Below are 19,240 nucleotides of genomic sequence, written 5' to 3'. Positions count from 1 at the left end.
CGGTAGCGCCATCACTCTTTTACAAGGCTGGTGAGACAGCAATACTGTTGAACCATGCAGCAGCAGGCGAGCGAGGAACGGGCCGACGAGCCCGGCTACACCGTCGACGAGCTGGCCGCCCGGGCCGGCGTCACGGTGCGGACCGTGCGGTTCTACGGCACGCGCGGTCTGTTGCCGCCGCCCGTGATCGGCGCCCGGCGGGTCGGGCGGTACGGGCCCGCGCACCTCTCCCGGCTCGCGCTGATCGAGGAGCTGCAGCGGCAGGGGATGACGCTCGCGGCGATCGAGCGGTATCTGGAGCAGCTGCCGCCGGATCTGAGCGCGCAGGATCTGGCGATCCACCGGGCGCTGGTGGCGTCCTGGGCGCCGGAGTCGGCCGAGGAGATCACCCGGCAGGAGCTGGAGCGGCGGGCGGGGCGGCCACTGACGGACCGGGACGTGGACTGGCTGGCCGCCCTGGGGGTGCTCGACCGCACGGCCGAGCCGGACACCTTCCGGCTCGACGCGGCCCTGCTCCGGCTCGGCGTGGAGCTCCTTGACGTACCGATCGAGAACGAGACGATCCTGGCCTCCCGGACCGTGCTCCTGGAACACGCCCGGGCCGCCGCGCAGGAGCTGGCCAGGCTGTTCCAGGAGCAGGTGTGGAGTCCGTACCGGGAGAGCGGCGAGGACCCGGACCACCTGACCGCGATGAAGTCGCTCTCGGCACACATGCAGCCGATGGTGATCCAGGTCCTCGTCACCGCCTTTCAGCGGTCCCTGAGCGAGGAGCTGAGAAAGGCGTTCAGGAGTCGGTGAAGACCTCGCCGCGCTCGGCCTTCGCCACGAGGAGCGCCGGCGGGGTGAAGCGCTCGCCGTACGTCGCCGCCAGCTCGCGCGCCCGCTCGACGAAGCCGGCGACGCCGCCCTCGTAACCGTTGATGTACTGGAGCACACCACCGGTCCAGGCCGGGAAGCCGATGCCCAGGATGGAGCCGATGTTGGCGTCGGCGACCGAGGTCAGCACGCCCTCCTCGATGAGGCGGACCGTGTCCAGGGCCTCGGAGAAGAGCATCCGCTCCTGCATGTCGCGGAACGGGATCTCGACCTCCGGCTTGGTGAAGTGCTCGCGCAGGCCGGGCCACAGCTTGCCGCGCTTGCCGTCCTCCGCGTAGTCGTAGAAGCCGGCGCCGCCGCTGCGCCCGGGGCGGTCGAACTCGTCGACCATGCGGTCGATGACGAGCTCGCCGGGGTGGGAGACCCAGGTGCCGCCGGCCTCCTCGACCGCCTTGCGCGTCTCGTTGCGGATCTTGCGCGGGAGGGTGAGGGTCAGCTCGTCCATGAGGGAGAGGACCTTCGCCGGGTAGCCGGCCTGGGCGGCGGCCTGCTCGACGGAGGCGGGCTCGGCGCCCTCGCCGACCATGGCGACGCCCTCGTTGATGAAGTGGCCGATCACCCGGGAGGTGAAGAAGCCGCGGGAGTCGTTGACGACGATCGGCGTCTTGTTGATCTGGCGGACCAGGTCGAAGGCGCGGGCCAGCGCCTCGTCGCCGGTGTGCTCGCCCTTGATGATCTCTACCAGCGGCATCTTGTCGACGGGCGAGAAGAAGTGCAGGCCGATGAAGTCGCTCTGCCGCTCGACGCCCTCGGCGAGGACGGTGATGGGCAGGGTGGAGGTGTTGGAGCAGAGCAGCGCGTCGGGCTCGACGACGTGCTGGATCTCCTGGAACACCTTGTGCTTGAGCGAGGTGTCCTCGAAGACCGCCTCGATGACGGCGTCGCAGCCGGCCAGGTCGGCGACGTCGCCGGTCGGGGTGATGAGGGCGAGGAGGGCGTCGGCCTTCTCCTGGGTGGTGCGGCCCTTGGCGACGGCCTTGGCGCACAGCTTCTCGGAGTACGCCTTGCCCTTGGCGGCGGCCTCGGTGGACACGTCCTTGAGGACGACCTCGATGCCGGCGCGGGCGCAGGAGTACGCGATGCCGGCGCCCATCATGCCGGCGCCGAGCACCGCGACCTTGCGCACCGGGCGCTTCTCGATGCCCTTGGGGCGGCTGGCGCCGGAGTTGACGGCCTGGAGGTCGAAGAAGAACGCCTGGATCATGTTCTTCGCGGTCTGGCCGGTGACCAGCTCGGTGAAGTACCGGGACTCGATGGTCAGCGCGGTCTCGAAGTCGACCTGGGAGCCCTCGACGGCCGCGGCCATGATGTTGCGCGGGGCGGGGTAGGGGGCGCCGTTCAGCTGCTTGCGCAGGTTGGCGGGGAAGGCCGGCAGGTTGGCGGCGAACCGCGGGTTGGACGGGGTCCCGCCGGGGATCTTGTAGCCGGGGACGTCCCACGGCTGCCGCGACTCGGGGTGGGCGTCGATGAAGGCGCGGGCCTGGGCCAGCATCTCCTCCGGCGTCGCGGCCAGCTCGTGCACGAGCCCGTTGTCGAGGGCGCGCTTCGGGTTGTACTGGGTGCCCTGGAGCAGCACCTTGAGCAGCGCGTCGGTGATGCCCATGAGGCGTACGGTGCGGGCGACTCCGCCACCGCCGGGCAGCAGGCCGAGGGTGACCTCGGGCAGGCCGATCTTGGAGCCGGGCGCGTCGAGCGCGATCCGGTGGTGGGAGGCGAGCGCGATCTCGTAACCGCCGCCCAGCGCCGCGCCGTTGATCGCCGCGACCACCGGCTTACCCAGGGTCTCGATGCGGCGCAGGGAGTCCTTGATCTCGATGGCGGTGTCGAAGATCGCCTGGGCGTCCTCGGGGCCGGCCTTGATCATGTCCTTGAGGTCGCCGCCGGCGAAGAAGGTCTTCTTCGCCGAGGTGTAGATGATGCCGCGGATGGAGTCCTGCTCGGCCACCGCGCGGTCGGCGATCGCCTTGATGGAGGCCCGGAAGGCCTGGTTCATCGTGTTCGCGGACTGGTCGGGGTCGTCCAGGACGAGGGTGACGACGCCGGTCTCGTCCTGCTCCCAGCGGATGGTGGTGCTCTCGCTCATGACTGATGCTTCTCCGTTGGATCCGTAAGAGGGGTGCGGACCGGGTGGTCAGACGCGCTCGACGATGGTGGCGATGCCCATGCCGCCGCCGACGCACAGCGTGGCCAGGCCGTAGCGCTTGTCCTGGCGCTCCAGCTCGTCGACGAGGGTGCCGAGGATCATCGCGCCGGTCGCGCCGAGCGGGTGGCCGAGGGCGATGGCGCCGCCGTTGACGTTGATCTTGTCGAGGGAGACGCCCATGTCCTTGGCGAAGCGCAGGACGACGGCGGCGAAGGCCTCGTTGATCTCGATCAGGTCGATGTCGTCGATGGTCAGGCCGGCCTTGGCCAGCGCCTTTCGGGTGGCCGGGGCGGGGCCGGTGAGCATGATGGTCGGCTCGGAGCCGGAGACGGCCGCCGCCACGATCCGGGCGCGCGGCGTCAGCCCGTACCGCTCGCCGACCTCCTTCGAGCCGATCGCGACGAGCGAGGCGCCGTCGACGATGCCGGAGGAGTTGCCGGCGTGGTGGACGTGGTCGATCTCCTCGATCCAGTGGTACTTCTGCAGCGCGACGGCGTCGAAGCCGCCGAGCTCGCCGATGTCCGCGAAGGACGGCTTGAGGCGGGCGAGGGAGTCGGCGGTGGTGCCGGGGCGCAGGTGCTCGTCGTGGTCCAGGACGGTGAGCCCGGCCCGGTCCTTGACGGGGACGATCGAGCGGTCGAAGCGCCCGGCCTTGACGGCCGCGGCGGCCCGCTCCTGGGACAGCGCGGCGTACTCGTCGACGTCGCGGCGCGAGAAGCCCTCGATGGTGGCGATGAGGTCGGCGCCGATGCCCTGGGGGACGAAGTTGGTGGCGATGTTGGTCATCGGGTCGGCGAACCAGGCGCCGCCGTCCGAGGCCATCGGCACCCGGGACATCGACTCGACGCCGCCGGCAAGGACCAGGTCCTCCCAGCCGGAGCGGACCTTCATCGCGGCGAGGTTGACCGCTTCGAGGCCGGAGGCGCAGAAGCGGTTCTCCTGGACGCCGGCGACGGTGTCCGGCAGGCCCGCGGCGATGGCGGCGATCCGGGCGATGACGGAGCCCTGGTCGCCGACCGGGCCGACGACACCGAGGACGATGTCGTCGATCGCCGCCGGGTCCAGGCCGGGCTGGCGGGCCTGGATCTCGTGGATGAGGCCGACGACCAGGTCGATCGGCTTGGTGCCGTGCAGGGCCCCGTTGGCCTTGCCGCGGCCGCGCGGGGTGCGGATCGCGTCGTAGACGTACGCTTCGGTGGTCACGGTGTTGCCTTTCGGGCGAGTCACAGAGGGGTTTCGGAGGACCGGCAGGTCGGCGGGCCGGCGGGTCGGCGGGTCGGCGGGGGTCAGGTGAGCAGGGAGCGGCCGATGATCTCCTTCATGATCTCGGTCGTCCCGCCGTAGATGGTCTGGATACGGCCGTCGGTGAAGGCCCTGGCCACCGGGAATTCGCTCATGTAGCCGTATCCCCCGTGCAGTTGCAGGCACCGGTCGGCGACCCGCTTCTGCAGCTCGGTCGCCCACCACTTGGCCATCGAGGCGTTGACGGGGTCGAGCCCGAGCCCGGCCGGATCGGCGTGCTCGGCGATACAGCGGTCGACGAACGCGCGGGTGACGGCGCACTCGGTGGCCATCTCGGCGATCTCGAAGCGCACGTGCTGCAGCTTGGCCAGCGGCCGGCCGAACGCCTCGCGCTCCTTGACGTACGTCGTCGTCAGCTCGAGGAGGTGCTCGGCGCCGGCGATGCCGGCGACGGCGATGGCCAGCCGCTCCTGGGCCAGATTGGTCATGAGGTGGACGAAGGCGCCGTTGAGCTCGCCGAGCAGGTTCTCCTTCGGGACGCGCACGTCGTTGAAGAACAGCTCGGCGGTGTCCTGGGACTTCTGCCCGATCTTGTCGAGGTTCCGGCCGCGCTCGAAGCCCTCCGTGCCGCGCTCGACGACGAGCAGGGACAGGCCGTGGGCGCCGCCCTCGGGGGTGGTCTTCGCGACGACCACGACGAGGTCGGCGAGGATGCCGTTGGAGATGAAGGTCTTGGAGCCGTTGAGGACCCAGTGGTCGCCGTGGTCCTCGGCGGTCGTCCGGATGCCCTGCAGGTCGGAGCCGGCGCCGGGCTCGGTCATCGCGATCGCGGTGACGATCTCGCCGCTGCAGAAGCCGGGCAGCCAGCGCCGCTTCTGCTCGTCGGTGGCGAGCTTGGTGAGGTACGGGCCGATGATGTCGTTGTGCAGGCCGATGGCCAGACCGGGGGCGGCGGCCCTGGTGAACTCCTCGGCGAGGACGGCGGCGTACCGGAAGTCGGGGTTGCCGCCACCGCCGTACTCCTCGTCGACGGCGATGCCGAGCAGCCCCTGCCGGCCGGCGGCGCGCCACGCCTCGCGGGAGACGATGCCGTCCTTCTCCCACTGCGCGTAGTGCGGCAGCACCTCCTTCTCCAGGAAGGTCCGGACGACTCCCCGGAAGGCCTCGTGGTCGTCGGTGTAGAGCGTGCGCTTCATGCGTTCTTCGACTCCTGGGCGTCGGGGCTGGGCGGGGCGTCCGGGCTGGGCGGGGTGTCCGGGGTGTGCGGCGCGTCCGGGGTGTGCAGGGCGGGTACGGCCCAGTCGCGGGCGACCTCGTCGGCGTCGGCGCCCGGCCGCGCGGGCCCGGTGCGCACCGCGCCGGGGGTGGCGGAGAAGCGGGGTGCGGGCGCGGGCTGGACGAGTCCGCCGTGCTCGACGAAGGTGCCGCGGGCGGCGAGGTGGGGGTGTGCGGGGGCCTCGCGCATCGAGAGGACGGGGGCGACGCAGGCGTCGGTGCCCTCGAAGACGCCCGTCCACTCCGCTCTCGTACGGGTGCGGAAGCGGGCGGCGACGGCCGCGCGCAGTTCGTCCCAGCGGGCGAGGTCGCGGCGCGCCGGGGCGGCCTCCTCGATGCCGAGGAGGCGCACGAACTCGTCGTAGAACTGCTGCTCCAGGGCGCCGACGGCCATGAAGCCGCCGTCGGAGGTCTCGTACACGCCGTAGAAGGGGCAGCCGCCGTCGAGGAGGTTGACCCCGCGCCGGTCCTGCCAGCTGCCGGCCGCGAGCATGCCGTGGATCATGGTGGCGAGGTGGGCGGCGCCGTCGACGATGGCGGCGTCGACGATCTGGCCCTCGCCGTGCGTCCGGGCGTGCTGGAGGGCGGCGAGGACGCCGATGACGAGGTAGAGGGAGCCGCCCGCGTAGTCGCCGACGAGGTTGGCGGGCACGGTGGGCGGGCCGTCCGGGTCGGGGCCGATCATGCCGAGGGTGCCGGTGACGGCGAGGTACGCGATGTCGTGGCCGGCGGCCTTGGCCAGCGGGCCGTCCTGGCCCCAGCCGGTCATCCGGCCGTAGACGAGCCGCGGGTTGCGGGCGAGGCAGGCGTCGGGGCCGAGGCCGAGGCGTTCGGCGACGCCGGGCCGGTAGCCCTCGATCAGGATGTCGGCCCGGGCCACCAGGTCGAGCACGGTGCCGGTGCCGCCGTCAGCCTTGAGGTCGAGGACGACGGAGCGCTTGTTGCGGTTGGTGAGGTCGTGGGCGGGGTCGATGCCGAGGGCGGCGCCGCCGGGGCGGTCGACGCGGACGACGTCGGCGCCGAGGTCGGCGAGCAGCATGGCGGCGAAGGGGCCGGGGCCGATCCCGGCGAGTTCGACCACGCGGACGCCGGAGAGCGGGCCGGTCCGCTCGGTCTGCGTCGTGCTCCTCGTACCCATCGAGTCCCCAGACGTGTGTGACAGTGATGATGTAACACCGAAGATGCTAGGAACGTGTTCCACTCGGCACAAGCCCCCGAGCCGAGCAAGCGCTTGGAAATTACCGAGGGGTACCGTCCGGTCCGCACGGCGAGCACCGCCCGGTCCGCACGGCGGGTACCGCCCGGTCCGCCTCCCCCGCGGCGTCCGCTAGAGTCCGCCGACGACACGCGCGCCGGGTGCGGCGCGGGGGCGAAGGCGAGGGGCTGGATGGAGACAGGGGCGGCCGCACGGCCGTACGACGTGGTCCTCTTCGGAGCGACCGGTTTCGTGGGGGAGCTCACCGCGGAGTACCTCGCCCAGCACGCCCCCGCGGAGACCCGCTGGGCCCTGGCCGGCCGCAGCCGCGGCAGGCTCGCCGCCCTGCGCGACCGGCTCGCCGCGCGGTGGCCGCGCTGCGCCGAGCTGCCGCTGCTCGTCGCGGACTCCGCCGATCCGGCCGCGCTGCGCGAACTCGCCGGGTCCGCACGGGTGGTGGCCAGCACCGTCGGCCCCTATGTCTGGTACGGCGAGGAGCTGGTGGCCGCGTGCGCGGAGGCCGGCACCGACTATCTGGACCTGACCGGCGAGGCCGAGTTCGTGGACCGGATGTACGTACGCTACGACGCCGTCGCCCGCGAGACCGGTGCCCGGCTCGTGCACGCCTGCGGCTTCGACTCGGTCCCGCACGACCTGGGCGCGTACTTCACGGTGCGGCAGCTGCCGGAGGGCGTGCCGCTGCGGATCGACGGGTTCGTGCGGGCCGGCGCGATCTTCTCCGGCGGTACCTTCGCCTCGGCGCTCACCGCGTTCGGGCGCGGCCGGGAGATCCTCCGGGCGGCGCGCGAACGGCGCCTGTACGAGCCGCGGTTGGTGACCCGGCGGGCCCGGGCGCCGCTGGGCCGGCCGCGCTTCAGCCGCGAGACCGGCACCTGGGCGCTGCCGCTGCCCACGATCGACCCGCAGGTGGTGGCGCGTTCGGCGCGCGGCCTGGAGCGTTACGGGCCGGACTTCCGCTACCGCCACTACGCCTCGGTGAAGACGCTGCCGATGGCGCTGGGCGGCTCGACGGTGGTCGGCGCGGGCGTGCTCGCGGCCCAACTCCCCTTCGTACGCGACTGGCTGATGGGCCGTTGGGAGCCGGGTCAGGGGCCGAGCGCGGAGCGGCGGGCGCGCAGCTGGTTCTCGGTGCGGTTCGTCGGCGAGGGCGGCGGGCGGCGCGTCTTCACCGAGGTGTCGGGCGGCGATCCGGGCTACGACGAGACGGCGAAGATGCTGGCCGAGTCGGCGCTGTGCCTGGCGCACGACACCCTGCCGAAGACCGCCGGGCAGGTGACGACGGCGGTCGCGATGGGCGACGCGCTGATCGAGCGGCTGCGGGCGGCGGGCCTGCGCTTCCGGGTGGCGCACTCGGGCTGACCGCGTCCTTTTCCTGGGGCGGTCAGTGCCGGACGAGGCAGAAGGGGTGACCGGCCGGGTCGGCATAGATGCGCCAGGCCCGGTCGTCGCCGTTCCCGTCCTCGCCGCCGTCGCCGTCCAGGCGCCAGGCGCCGAGCGCGAGGACCGCCTCGTGCGCGGCGTCCAGGTCGGCGACCCGGACGTCGATGTGGAACTGCTGCTCGGGCGCGCCCCACACCGGCGGCCGGTGGTCGGCCACGCCCTGGAAGGCCAGCACCGGGGTGCCGCCGGTGCCGTGCAGGGTGGCCCAGGCGTCGCCGACGGCCCACTGGGGGTCGGGGCGGTTGATCTCGCCGCCCAGCAACCGCTGGTAGAAGACGGCGAGTTCCATCACGTCGGGGCAGTCCAGGACGACGCACTGCAGGGTTCCGATGGGGGTGGGACGGGTCGTGCCGGGGGATGTCATGCCCACACTCTGCCGCCGCGGTGTCACGGCTCGATATCCGTACGGGTACTCAGTCGTCCCAAGCGTCACAGGGTCCTCGTGCTCAGGGCGTCCCGCAGCGCCCGGCGGCACAGCGCGTCGGCGTGCCGCGTGGTCTCGGGCAGCCGGAAGCGCGGGCTGAGGTGCAGGGTGAGCGCGCAGGCCCGGTCGAGCGAGACGCGGTGCCCGACGGAGACGAAGACCGGCTTGACGCCGGCGCGGGTGCGCAGGGCCCGTCCGACGGTCTCGCCGTCGGCGACGAGCGGGCTGAACTCGCCGCGGGAGGCGCCGGGTTGCTCGTACGTGAAGGTGAACGGGTTCTTGGCGACACCGATCGCCGGGCGGTCGGTGAGCACCCCGAGGTGGCTGGCGAGGCCGAAGCGGCGCGGGTGCGCGATCCCGTAGCCGTCGCAGACGAGCAGCCCGGGGTCGGCGGAGAGCCGCCCGAGCGCGGCGAGCACGGTCGGCACCTCCCGGAAGGCGAGCAGCCCCGGCACATACGGGAACGACACCCGCCCCACCGCCGTCGCCTCCTCCACCACCTCCAGGCTCCGCCCGTCGAGCACGACGGCCGCCGCGGCGACCAGGTCCCGCTCGTCGTCATACGCCACATCCACCCCGGTGACGTTCCCCTCCCCGACCCCGGGCCCCTCCTCCCCGAGCACGAGCCGCCCCCGCAGCTCCTGCTGCACGGCGAGCGCCGCGTCCTCGTCGGCGGGCCAACCCTCGGGAATCTCGATGATCGTCACGGTCCACAACCCTATGCGGCCGTGGGGTTCGAGGGGGCCGGTAGCCTGGCGGGCATGTTCGTCCTTGAGTTGAGTTATACGGCGCCCATCGAGCGGGTCGACGCGCTGCTCGGCGCGCATGTCGAGTGGCTGAACGCGCGGTATGCCGAAGGGGTGTTCCTGGCGTCCGGGCGGAAGGAGCCGCGGGACGGTGGGGTGATTCTGGCCGGTGGGGTCGGGCGGGGGGAGATCGAGGAGATCGTGGCGGGCGATCCGTTCGTCGTCGCCGGGGTGTGTGCGTACCGGATCGTGCAGTTCTACGCGACCAAGTCGGTGGACGGACTGGCGCCGTTCCGGGACGAGTTGCCCGTCTGACCGTCCGGGGGCCGGGCCCCGGCCCCCGGACGGCTTCGTCAGCGGCATTCCGCCCGGGCGATGCGGCCCTGTTCGCCGGCGGCCCAGCAGGCGCCGTCGGGGGTGCAGTCGACCGTGTCGTACGAGCCGGGGTCGACCGTGCGCCAGGTGCGGCCGCCGTCGGTGGTGAGGTCGGTGCCGGTGGGGCCGACGGCGAGGGCGGTGGACATGGTGTGTGGGAGCCAGGCGACGCCGGAGCGGTAGGCGGGCGGCGGGGTGGTGGCGGCGGTCCAGCTGTGGCCGGCGTCGCCGGTGACGGCGGCGGCCAGCGGCGAGGGCTCGTCCTTGCGGTAGTCGCCGCCGACCGCGATGCCGTGCCGGCGGTCGCGGAAGGCGAGCCCGAAGACGCCCTTGGCGCCCTCGCCCGCCGGGACGGTGGTCTCGGTGGCGGTCCAGGTCAGCCCTCGGTCCGCCGAGTGCAGCACGCGCCCGGTCGCGCCGCCGCCGGTCGCCAGCCACACGTCGCGCGGGCCGGCGGACACCAGGCACTGGCCGCTCGCCGCGAACCCGGCCTCGCCGGGCAGCGCCGCCGGCACGCCGTCGCTCGGCAGGACCTCCCAGGAGCGGCCGCCGTCGCGGGTGGACAGGATGCGGTACTTGCCGTCGACCGGGTCGCTCATCGCGAGCCCGTGCCGCCGGTCGAAGAAGGTCATGCAGTCGTAGAAGGCGCGCGGGTCGGTGTTGCGGAAGGACTCCGTCCAGGTCGTCCCGCCGTCCTCGGTGCGGAAGATCCGGGACGCCTCACCCTCGCCGATCGCCAGGACCACGGCCCGCCGCACGTCGAAGGCCTCGACGTCGCGGAACTCCAGACCGGCGGCCTCGGGCGGAGAGACGTTCCGCCAGCTCGCTCCGCCGTCGGTGGTGCGCAGCACCGTGCCCTTGGACCCGGCGGCCCAGGCCACCGAGCGGCTGACCGCGGCAAGGCCGCGGAAGCGCGCGTCGGTGCCGGTCTCGGTGAGCCGCCAGCCCCGCCACGCACCCGTGGCGTGCCCGTCGGCCGCCTCCGCGGCCCCCGCCGTGCCCGCCGCCTCGGCCGGCACCGTCAGGGCCATGGACAGCGCCGCCCCGGCCAGTCCCGCCGCCACCACTCGTCTCGTCTTCCCCATGGACGTCATGGCGCCGGAAGCTAGCCCACGGCGAAGACCCCGTCCAGAGCGCCTCGTCGGCCGGAGTGCGTACCGGCCGCCGCCTTCCTAGGCTGGTGGGCATGACGGACCGCGTGAACGACCCCGTCCCCGACGAGGCGCCGAAGCTCAAGGAGTACGACGGCGAGGGCATCACCGTCACGTTCGAGCCACGCCGCTGTCTGCACGCGGCCGAGTGCGTGCGCGGTCTCCCGGCCGTCTTCGACCTGCAGAAGCGGCCCTGGGTGCAGCCCGGCGAGGCGGCGCCTTCGGAGGTCGCCGAGGTGGTCCGCCGCTGCCCCTCGGGCGCGCTGCGCTACCACCTGGCGGACGGCGCGGCCGAACCGCCGGACGACCCGACCACCGTCCGCCGGATGCCGGACGGACGTCTGCTGCTCCGCGGTGACCTGCGGGTTCGCACCGGCAGCGGCGAGCGGCACGAGGTCCGGGCGGTGCTGTGCGGCTGCGGGGCCTCCGGGAACCAGCCGTACTGCGACCACTCGGGCCCCTGCGCGGGCGGCGACTTCGACCGGGCCGAGAACCGCTGAGGCCACTGCCGAACGCCGAAAGTCGCCGAGGAGCCGAGGAGCCCTGCCGGCGCGCCCGCGCCCCGGCGGTGACACAGCTCACGTACCCCTCCGGTGCACGATCCGGCCCCGAGGATCGTCTCTCCTTGTGTCAGGCAGAGGCAGCGGATGCAAGGCACCGCGACAGGAGGCTGGCCCATGTCCAAGGTCATCGAGCAGGCCGTGCAGGCCCGTCTGGTCGCGTCCGCACCCCGCACGGAGTCGGTCGCCGCCACCCTGCGCTACGACCGCGCGGACCCGTACGCCGTGAGCATGGCCTTCCCGCCGCCCGCAACCCTGGAGGGCGTCGAGGTGTCCTGGGCGTTCGCCCGCGAGCTGCTCGTGCAGGGCGTGGACGGGCCGGCCGGCGTCGGGGACGTACGGCTGCGGCCGTACGGCTACGACCGCACGGTGGTCGAGTTCCACGCGCCCGAGGGCGTGGCCATGGTGCACATCCGCACCTCGGAGCTGCGCAGTTTCCTGGAGCGCTCGCAGCACATGGTGCCGTCCGGCCGCGAGCACCAGTACGTGGACTGGGACCAGGACCTGGCGCAGCTCCTGGAGGAGCACCCCTAGCGCGCCCCGATCAACGCGCCCCCATCAACGCGCCCCGATAAATCGGTTGCCCTCCCCCGGACCCCGCCCGTAGCGTCGTCCGCGTCGTTGTCGTCGCCAGATCGGAGCAGGCCGTTGAACGTCTGAGGTCCTGAGACATCGTGCCGCGCGTGCCGCCTTGCCTGTTGCCTGCTGCCGCCGCGTGTGCCGTCGTCCGACCTCGGCGTACGAGCGCTCCTGCCGCTCCGGTCTCCGTTCCGGCCCGGATCTCCTGGTCCCGACGTCCCGCCGCGCCCCGGTGTCTCACGCGATGCCCCTTTTCCACGCTTCGCATCCGGGAGGCCCTCTTGGCAACTCGCCCCGTCTTCATCACGTGTTCGTCCCTCTCCTTCTCCTGGCCCGACGGCACTCGGGTCCTCGACGACTTCCGGCTTGCGGTCGGCCCCGGCCGGACCGGTCTGGTCGGGCTCAACGGCGCAGGGAAGTCGACCCTGCTCAAGCTGCTCGCCGGGGAGCTGACCCCGTCCTCGGGCACCATCCGCACGGCCGGCGAGATCGGCTATCTGCCGCAGAACCTGGTCCTGGACACCGCGCTGCGGGTCGACCGGGCGCTCGGCATCGACGCGGCACGGGCCGCCCTGCACGCGATCGAGTCGGGCGACACGGCCGAGGAGCACTTCGCGGCCGTCGGCGACGACTGGGACGTGGAGGAACGCGCCCGGGCGGTGCTCGACCAGCTCGGCCTGGGCCACATCGGACTGGACCGCACGATCGGGGAGCTGTCCGGCGGCGAATCCGTGCTGCTGCGGCTCGCCGCGCTGCTCCTCGCCCGGCCCGAGGTGCTGCTGCTCGACGAGCCGACCAACAATCTGGACCTGGCCGCGCGGCGCCGGCTCTACGAGGCGGTGGACGCCTGGACGGGCGTCCTCGTCGTGGTGAGCCACGACCGCGAACTCCTCGAACGGGTCGACCAGATCGCCGATCTCCGGGACGGCGAGGTCACCTGGTACGGGGGCGCCTGGTCGGACTACCAGGCCGCGCTGGCCGCCGAACAGGAGGCGGCCGAGCGGATGGTGCGGGTCGCGGAGGCCGACGTACAGCGGCAGAAGCGCGAACTCTCCGACGCCCAGGTCAAGTTGGCCCGGCGCAGGCGCTACGCGCAGAAGAGCTTCGAGAACAAGGTGGTGCCGAAGATCGTCGCGAACAACCGCAGGGCCCAGGCAGAGGTGTCCGCGGGGAAGCACCGGGCGCTGCACGCCGAACGCCTCGACGCGGCGCGTTCGCGGCTCGACGCGGCGGTGGAGCTGGTGCGGGACGACGACGAGATCCGCGTCGAACTGCCCCGTACCACCGTGCACCCCGGGCAGGACGTGCTGACCCTGCGCGATCTGGAACTGCCGTACGGGGCACGGGTCGACGGCGGGTTCGAGCTGCGGGGACCCGAGCGGGTGGCGCTGCTCGGCCGGAACGGGGCCGGGAAGACGACCCTGCTGCGGACGCTCGCGGGCGAACTCGCCCCGGTCTCGGGCGAGTTCGAGGTGCACGTGCCGCTGCGCTTCCTGCCGCAGCGGCTCGACGTCCTGGACGACGGGCTGAGCGTGGTGCAGAACGTGGCGCGGTTCGCGCCGCGGGCCACGCCCAACGAGATCCGGGCGCGCCTCGCCAGGTTCCTGTTCCGGGGCGCCCGGGCGGACCGGGCGGCGGGGACGCTGTCGGGCGGTGAGCGCTTCCGGGCGACGCTGGCGGCGCTGCTGCTCGCCGAGCCCGCGCCGCGCCTGCTGCTCCTCGACGAGCCGACGAACAACCTGGACCTGGCCTCGGTCCGCAGTCTGACGTCCGCCCTCGAGGCGTACGAGGGTGCGCTGGTCGTGGTCAGCCATGACCTGCCGTTCCTCGAATCGCTGGGGATCACGCGGTGGCTGACCCTCGACGGCACGCTGCGGCCGACGCCGGCCGAACGTCTGCTCTGAGTAGCCGCCCGACCACGGGGGACCCGGCGAACAAACGCGTGACCTGGGTCTCTTCCGTGGTACGGGACCTGGGGGCATAGCGGAACGTAACCGGACATCGCCGAGACGGGCTTGGCCGACGCCTTACGGGGCCTTAACCTACGGTCTCGTAACCTACGAAGCCGTAGGTAGTTCGTATGCCCTCTCCGTCCCCAGGAGTCCCCCGTGACGCTCACCTCTCCCCACCTCGGTACTTCTTCAGGGTGGACCGACGCACGGCTCCTGTACGCCCTCGAAGAGGCCGTGGAGAAGGAGATCAACCGGCATCTGAAGGTCTACAAGGACTGGATGCCGCACGAGTACGTCCCGTGGTCGGACGGCCGGAACTTCCCGGGCCTCTTCGAGGACGGCGAGGCCTGGGACCGCTCGCAGTCGAAACTCTCCGACGTCGGCCGGATCGCCCTCGTGGTGAACCTGCTGACCGAGGACAACCTGCCGAGCTACCACCACGAGATCGCCACCCTCTTCGGCCGCGACGGCGCCTGGGGCACCTGGGTGCACCGCTGGACCGCCGAGGAGGGCCGGCACAGCATCGTGATGCGCGACTACCTGCTGGCCTCGCGGGCCGTCGACCCGGACGAGCTTGAACGTTTCCGCATGGTGCACATGAGCGAGGGATTCGAGTCCGACAACCGGCACTCGATGCTGCACTCGATCGCGTACGTCTCCTTCCAGGAGCTCGCCACCCGCATCTCGCACCGCAACGCCGGCCACCACTCCGGCGACCCGGTCTGCGAGCGGATGCTCGCCCGCATCGCGCTGGACGAGAACCTGCACATGATCTTCTACCGCAACCTGCTGGGCGCGGCCTTCGAGCTCGCCCCCGACCTGACCATGCAGGCGGTACGGGACGTGGTCGTCGGCTTCCGCATGCCCGGCCACGGGATGCCCGGCTTCGAGCGCGCGGCGGCCCAGATGGCCATCGGCGGCATCTACAACCTGCGCATCCACCACGACGACGTGCTGCAGCCGGTGCTCCGCTTCCTCAAGGTCCTCGACATCGACGGGCTCGGCCCGGAGGGTCTGCAGGCCCAGGAGGAGCTCGGTCTGTACATGAACGGCCTGGACGCCGAGGCCCGCAAGTTCGACGAGCGGCTCGCGGCGCGCAAGGCGCGGCTGGAAGCCCGCGCGGCCGGCTGAGACCGAGTGGCTGGGGCTGAGCGCCGCGTGGCCGGGGCTGAGCCCCCGCGCGGGCTCAGCCCCGGCGCCGCTTGAGCCGGATCCGCTCCTTCTCCGAGAGGCCGCCCCACACGCCGAACCGCTCGTCGTGCGTCAGCGCGTACTCCAGGCAGGCGATGCGGCCCTCGCAGGCCCCGCACAGCAGCTTCGCCTCGCGGGTCGAGGAGCCCGGCGCCGGGAAGAAGAACTCCGGCCCGGCCTGGGCGCACAGCGCGTCCTCCTGCCACGAGAGGTCGTCGGCCACGAGGGGCAGCGGGGTGAGGGTCATGGTGTCGTTCTGCATGGGAACCACTGTGGTCCGGGGCTCTAAACGAGCCATCAACGTCCGATCAACGGGGCCGCCCGGACGTCAACACGGCGCGCCGGGGCGGGTTTCCGGCGCGCCGGTCCGACCGGTTTCGGCCATGATCCGCGGATCCGGGGGCCGGCCGCGTCCCAGCGCATGGGAGTGCGCGTGAACGGTGTGTTTCCGTTCACCGGATCCCGCCCGGCGGGGCTCCCGCCATGTGGCAGCGTGGGGACCATGACCCTCCAGGCCGACCCGTCGTTCGCCCCGCCGGTGCCCCTGTCCGCGCCCGAGCCCGTACCCGCCGGGGCGCAGGCCGTCCGCCGGGCCCTGGACGTCCTGAGCTGTTTCCAGGACAACGGGCCCGACCCGAGCGCCTCGGACCTGGCCCGCCGGCTCGGTCTGTCCACCTCGACCGCGCACCGGCTCGCCCGGACGCTGCTCTCCGCCGGTTTCCTGGAGCAGGACCCGCGGACGGCGCGCTACCGGCTCGGCCCGGTGGTCACGGAGCTCGGCCGGCTCTCGTACCACCAGCGGGGACTGCATCTGGCCGGGCCCGAGCTGGGCGATCTCGCCGAGCGAACCGGCGGCACGGTCACCCTGGCGCTGCGCAGCGGCGCGTACGCGGTGACGGTGGCCGGCGGGGCGGTCACCCCGAAGGTCTCGCTGCGCCGGCCGCTGCACGCGACCGCGCAGGGCCGGGTGCTGCTGGCCTGGCCGGGGCCCGGTGAGCCGGGCGGCGGCGCGGCGGATCCGGAGTCGGCGCGGATACGGGAGCGGGGCCACGCCCTGGCCGAGGACGACCCGCAGCCCGGGGAGCGCACGCTGGCGGTGCCGGTCCTGGACCGGTCGGGGCGGGCCCGGTTCGCCCTGGCCGTACGGGCCGACCGGCGGCTGCTCGCGGACGCCCGGCTCGACTGGTTCCTGGCGCGGGCCGGGGCGTGTGCCCGTGCCCTGGAGGTGCTGCTGCTCCCGCCCGGCGAGCGGCGCGCGCCGGAGGCGTAACAGCCCGGAGCCCGCACGGACCGGCCCGTCAGTCCTTCTTCGCGCGGCTCGGCTGGACCCGCTTCGGCTCGCCCGGCATCTTCGGGTACTCCGGCGGATAGGGCAGGTCGCCCAGGCCGTGCTCGGCCTCGTCCCGCCGGGCCAGTTCGAGCAGCGGCTCAAGGCTGAAGCGTTCGGCGTCCATGTCGGCGTGCACGTCGCCGAGTTCGGCGTACCGCGCCGGCATCGTACGGATGTCGAAGTCGCGCGGGACGGCGTCGTCGATCTCCTCCCAGCGCAGCGGCGCGGAGACGGGCGCGTGCGGGCGGGGGCGGACGGAGTAGGCGGAGGCGATGGTGCGGTCGCGGGCGGTCTGGTTGTAGTCGAGGAAGATCCGCTCGCCGCGCTCCTCCTTCCACCACTTGATGGTGACCCGGTCCGGCATGCGCCGTTCGAGTTCCCGGCCGCAGGCGATGGCGGCCCGCCGGACCTGGGTGAAGGTCCACTTGGGCAGGATCGGCACGAAGACGTGCAGACCGCGGCCGCCGGAGGTCTTGGGCCAGCCGCGCAGCCCGTGCTCGTCGAGGACCGCGCGCAGTTCGTGGGCGGCGCGGACGGCGTCGGCGTAGTCGGTGCCGGGCTGCGGGTCGAGGTCGAGGCGCAGTTCGTCGGGGTGGTCGGTGTCCTCCCGGCGTACCGGCCAGGGGTGGAAGGTGACCGCGCCCAGGTTCGCCGCCCAGAGCACGGCGGCCGGCTCGGTGGGGCACATCTCGTCGGCGGAGCGGCCGCTGGGGAAGGTGATGTGGGCGGTGGGGATCCAGTCGGGCAGGTACTTGGGCGCGCGCTTCTGGAAGAAGGACTCGCCGGTCACGCCGTCGGGGTAGCGCTCCAGGGTGGTGGGCCGGTCGCGCAGGGCGCGGGTGATGCCCTCGCCGACGGTCAGGTAGTAGCGGACCAGGTCCATCTTGGTGTAGCCGGGCTCGGGGAAGTACACCTTGTCGGGGTTGGACACCTTCACGGTCCGGTCGCCGACCTCGAGCTCCACCGCTGCCGCCTTGCCTGCCATGCCGGTCAGCCTAGGGCGGGCGCCCATGGCGCGCATATCGGGACGAACCATCCCTAGAATCGCGGGCATGGACCTGCCGGTGATACCGCCCGTGAAACCGATGCTGGCGAAGGCCGTCAAGAAGATCCCACCGGGGATGCAGTACGAGGCCAAGTGGGACGGCTTCCGCGCCCTGGTGCACCGGGACGGGCCGGAGCTCTTCATCGGCAGCCGCACCGGCAAGCCGCTGACCCGGTACTTCCCCGAGCTCGTCGAGGCGCTGCTCGCCCGGCTGCCGGAGCGCTGCGTGGTGGACGGGGAGATCGTCATCGAGCACGGCGGGCGGCTGGACTTCGACCGGCTCACCGAGCGGATCCACCCGGCCGACTCGCGGGTGCGGATGCTGGCGGAGACCACCCCGGCCCGGTTCGTCGTCTTCGACCTGCTCGCCCTGGACGACGAGGCCTTCCTCGACACGCCGCTCGCCGAGCGGCGCGCCGCCCTGGAGCGGGCGCTCGACGGGGTGACTCCCCCGGTGCACCTCGCGCCCGCGACGACGGACCCGGAGCTCGCGGCGCGCTGGTTCGAGCAGTACGAGGGCGCCGGGCTCGACGGGGTGATCGCCAAGCCGCTCGACCTGCCGTACCGGCCGGACGCACGGCTGATGTACAAGATCAAGCACGAGCGCACCGCCGATGTGGTCGTGGCCGGATACCGCTTCCACAAGAGCGGGCCGGTGATCGGCTCGCTGCTGCTCGGCCTGTACGACGACCGGGGCGCGCTCCAGCACGTCGGCGTGTGCGCGGCGTTCACCGCCCAGCGCCGGGCCGAACTGGTCGAGGAGCTGGCCCCGCTGGTCATGGACCCGCCGGACGGGCATCCGTGGGCGGCCTGGACGGACGAGTCGGCGCACGAGTCCTCACGTCTGCCGGGCGCGCCGAGCCGCTGGTCGGGCAAGAAGGACCTGTCGTGGGTGGCGCTGCGGCCGGAGCGGGTCTGCGAGGTCGGGTACGACCACATGGAGGGCGACCGCTTCCGGCACACCGCCCAGTTCAAGCGCTGGCGCCCGGACCGGACCCCGGAGTCCTGCGGCTACGCGCAGCTGGAGGAGCCGGTCTCGTACGACCTCGGCGAGATCCTCTCGTAGCGGCGCGGACTCGCCGCCCCCCATTACCACACGGAGATCGTTACGGCGCCGGGCGGACGTGAGATGCCCCACATCATGTTTGCGCGCAACGGCCGCTTCCCGCCACTCCGTTCGATGGACTGACGCTCGACAGGACGGGCGCACCCAGCCGCACCTGCGGGAACGTCCGGGGCCCCGGCGCGCCCGCCCGTACGCCGCGGCGAGGCGGCGCCCCGGGTGTTGCGCGGCGGTGACAGGGCCGTCGGCGAACCGGCACCGGCATCCGGTACGTATGGAAGTACGTACGGCGGAGAGAAACTCTCGTCCGCCCCGCCCGCGACCCCCACAAGGACCGACCGTGATCGCCTCGCCCTCGACCCTCGTCCCCGTGCCGATCCCCGACCGCGTCGCCGCGCTGATCGGTTCCTGCCTGCCGCTGCACGTGCTGCAGGCCGAGGTCGACGCCGACTGCGCGGCGCGCGAGGTGTACCGCTTCCGCGGGCCGCTGTGCGCGGAGGACCGGGCCGACCGGGAGCACGCGCTCGCCGCGCTCGCCCGAGCCAACAAGATCCTCGCCAAGCACCACCCCAAGCTGCCGGTGCGCCCCGGGTACTGACGGGCCGCCCGGCCGTCCCCGGGCCCGCGCCATC

Annotated in this window: 19 protein-coding genes; 10 read left to right on the top strand and 9 right to left on the bottom strand. The window is 72.9% G+C overall.

Annotation, left to right across the window (positions count from 1 at the left end):
• Window positions 1-54 precede the first annotated feature (54 nt).
• Complete coding sequence (locus JAO84_RS31245; protein ID WP_370415840.1) at window positions 55-798, top strand: MerR family transcriptional regulator; 744 nt, start codon at window positions 55-57, stop codon at window positions 796-798.
• On the opposite strand, the gene JAO84_RS31240 is transcribed toward JAO84_RS31245, so the two are convergent.
• The 4 genes from JAO84_RS31240 to JAO84_RS31225 all read right to left on the bottom strand — a co-directional run bounded on the left by JAO84_RS31240 (window position 785) and on the right by JAO84_RS31225 (window position 6,674).
• Window positions 785-2,959, bottom strand: coding sequence for a 3-hydroxyacyl-CoA dehydrogenase NAD-binding domain-containing protein (locus tag JAO84_RS31240; protein ID WP_370415839.1), 2,175 nt, complete (start codon window positions 2,957-2,959; stop codon window positions 785-787). The two genes, JAO84_RS31245 and JAO84_RS31240, sit on opposite strands and share 14 nt — an antisense overlap.
• Before the next feature lie 48 nt (window positions 2,960-3,007).
• Entirely contained in the window at window positions 3,008-4,222 is a 1,215-nt protein-coding gene (locus tag JAO84_RS31235) for an acetyl-CoA C-acetyltransferase (protein ID WP_370415838.1), read from the bottom strand.
• 83 nt (window positions 4,223-4,305) lie between these two features.
• Entirely contained in the window at window positions 4,306-5,457 is a 1,152-nt protein-coding gene (locus JAO84_RS31230) for an acyl-CoA dehydrogenase family protein (protein ID WP_370415837.1), read from the bottom strand.
• The gene (locus JAO84_RS31225; protein WP_370415836.1) at window positions 5,454-6,674 is read right to left on the bottom strand and encodes a CaiB/BaiF CoA transferase family protein; all 1,221 of its coding nucleotides are present in this window, start codon (window positions 6,672-6,674) and stop codon (window positions 5,454-5,456) included. The genes JAO84_RS31230 and JAO84_RS31225 overlap by 4 nt, the downstream gene beginning before the upstream one ends.
• Window positions 6,675-6,923: 249 nt before the next feature.
• On the opposite strand from JAO84_RS31225, the gene JAO84_RS31220 reads away from it, so the two are divergent.
• Entirely contained in the window at window positions 6,924-8,111 is a 1,188-nt protein-coding gene (locus JAO84_RS31220) for a trans-acting enoyl reductase family protein (RefSeq protein ID WP_370415835.1), read from the top strand.
• Between the two features lie 22 nt (window positions 8,112-8,133).
• Here the strand turns inward: JAO84_RS31220 and JAO84_RS31215 are convergent, their stop codons facing one another.
• Window positions 8,134-8,556, bottom strand: a complete 423-nt coding sequence (locus JAO84_RS31215; protein ID WP_370415834.1) for a VOC family protein — start codon at window positions 8,554-8,556, stop codon at window positions 8,134-8,136.
• A 65-nt stretch (window positions 8,557-8,621) separates the two neighbouring features.
• A complete protein-coding gene (locus JAO84_RS31210) occupies window positions 8,622-9,323 on the bottom strand; it encodes an endonuclease V (protein WP_370415833.1) in 702 nt (233 codons plus the stop codon).
• 54 nt (window positions 9,324-9,377) lie between these two features.
• On the opposite strand from JAO84_RS31210, the gene JAO84_RS31205 reads away from it, so the two are divergent.
• Window positions 9,378-9,677 carry a YciI family protein gene (locus tag JAO84_RS31205; RefSeq protein WP_370415832.1) on the top strand — a complete coding sequence of 100 codons (300 nt, stop codon included), beginning with the start codon at window positions 9,378-9,380 and terminating at the stop codon, window positions 9,675-9,677.
• A 38-nt stretch (window positions 9,678-9,715) separates the two neighbouring features.
• Here JAO84_RS31205 and JAO84_RS31200 read toward each other — a convergent pair whose 3' ends face one another.
• Window positions 9,716-10,831 carry a WD40/YVTN/BNR-like repeat-containing protein gene (locus tag JAO84_RS31200; protein ID WP_370415831.1) on the bottom strand — a complete coding sequence of 372 codons (1,116 nt, stop codon included), beginning with the start codon at window positions 10,829-10,831 and terminating at the stop codon, window positions 9,716-9,718.
• A 92-nt stretch (window positions 10,832-10,923) separates the two neighbouring features.
• Here JAO84_RS31200 and JAO84_RS31195 point away from each other — a divergent pair, with 92 nt between their 5' ends.
• The 4 genes from JAO84_RS31195 (at window position 10,924) to JAO84_RS31180 (ending at window position 15,110) form a co-directional block, all read left to right on the top strand.
• Window positions 10,924-11,388 carry a (4Fe-4S)-binding protein gene (locus JAO84_RS31195; RefSeq protein WP_370415830.1) on the top strand — a complete coding sequence of 155 codons (465 nt, stop codon included), beginning with the start codon at window positions 10,924-10,926 and terminating at the stop codon, window positions 11,386-11,388.
• Between the two features lie 177 nt (window positions 11,389-11,565).
• The gene (locus JAO84_RS31190) at window positions 11,566-11,982 is read left to right on the top strand and encodes an SsgA family sporulation/cell division regulator (protein ID WP_370415829.1); all 417 of its coding nucleotides are present in this window, start codon (window positions 11,566-11,568) and stop codon (window positions 11,980-11,982) included.
• A 326-nt stretch (window positions 11,983-12,308) separates the two neighbouring features.
• Complete coding sequence (locus JAO84_RS31185; RefSeq protein ID WP_370415828.1) at window positions 12,309-13,931, top strand: ABC-F family ATP-binding cassette domain-containing protein; 1,623 nt, start codon at window positions 12,309-12,311, stop codon at window positions 13,929-13,931.
• A gap of 204 nt (window positions 13,932-14,135) precedes the next feature.
• Window positions 14,136-15,110, top strand: a complete 975-nt coding sequence (locus JAO84_RS31180; RefSeq protein WP_370415827.1) for an acyl-ACP desaturase — start codon at window positions 14,136-14,138, stop codon at window positions 15,108-15,110.
• 55 nt (window positions 15,111-15,165) lie between these two features.
• Here JAO84_RS31180 and JAO84_RS31175 read toward each other — a convergent pair whose 3' ends face one another.
• The gene (locus JAO84_RS31175; RefSeq protein ID WP_370415826.1) at window positions 15,166-15,432 is read right to left on the bottom strand and encodes a WhiB family transcriptional regulator; all 267 of its coding nucleotides are present in this window, start codon (window positions 15,430-15,432) and stop codon (window positions 15,166-15,168) included.
• A 276-nt stretch (window positions 15,433-15,708) separates the two neighbouring features.
• Here JAO84_RS31175 and JAO84_RS31170 point away from each other — a divergent pair, with 276 nt between their 5' ends.
• Complete coding sequence (locus JAO84_RS31170) at window positions 15,709-16,440, top strand: IclR family transcriptional regulator (protein WP_370416912.1); 732 nt, start codon at window positions 15,709-15,711, stop codon at window positions 16,438-16,440.
• Window positions 16,441-16,468: 28 nt separating this feature from the next.
• On the opposite strand, the gene ligD is transcribed toward JAO84_RS31170, so the two are convergent.
• Entirely contained in the window at window positions 16,469-17,485 is a 1,017-nt protein-coding gene (ligD, locus tag JAO84_RS31165; RefSeq protein WP_370415825.1) for a non-homologous end-joining DNA ligase, read from the bottom strand.
• 67 nt (window positions 17,486-17,552) lie between these two features.
• On the opposite strand from ligD, the gene JAO84_RS31160 reads away from it, so the two are divergent.
• Together JAO84_RS31160 and JAO84_RS31155 are read left to right on the top strand one after the other, a co-directional pair.
• The gene (locus JAO84_RS31160) at window positions 17,553-18,611 is read left to right on the top strand and encodes an ATP-dependent DNA ligase (protein WP_370415824.1); all 1,059 of its coding nucleotides are present in this window, start codon (window positions 17,553-17,555) and stop codon (window positions 18,609-18,611) included.
• 337 nt (window positions 18,612-18,948) lie between these two features.
• On the top strand, window positions 18,949-19,206 hold the full coding sequence (locus tag JAO84_RS31155; RefSeq protein ID WP_265863207.1) for a hypothetical protein: 258 nt from the start codon (window positions 18,949-18,951) through the stop codon (window positions 19,204-19,206).
• Window positions 19,207-19,240: the final 34 nt, after the last annotated feature.

Origin of the sequence: Streptomyces fradiae (genome assembly GCF_041270065.1) — a bacterium.
Lineage (GTDB): Bacteria > Actinomycetota > Actinomycetes > Streptomycetales > Streptomycetaceae > Streptomyces.
This window is presented reverse-complemented; position numbering and strand designations above follow the sequence as displayed.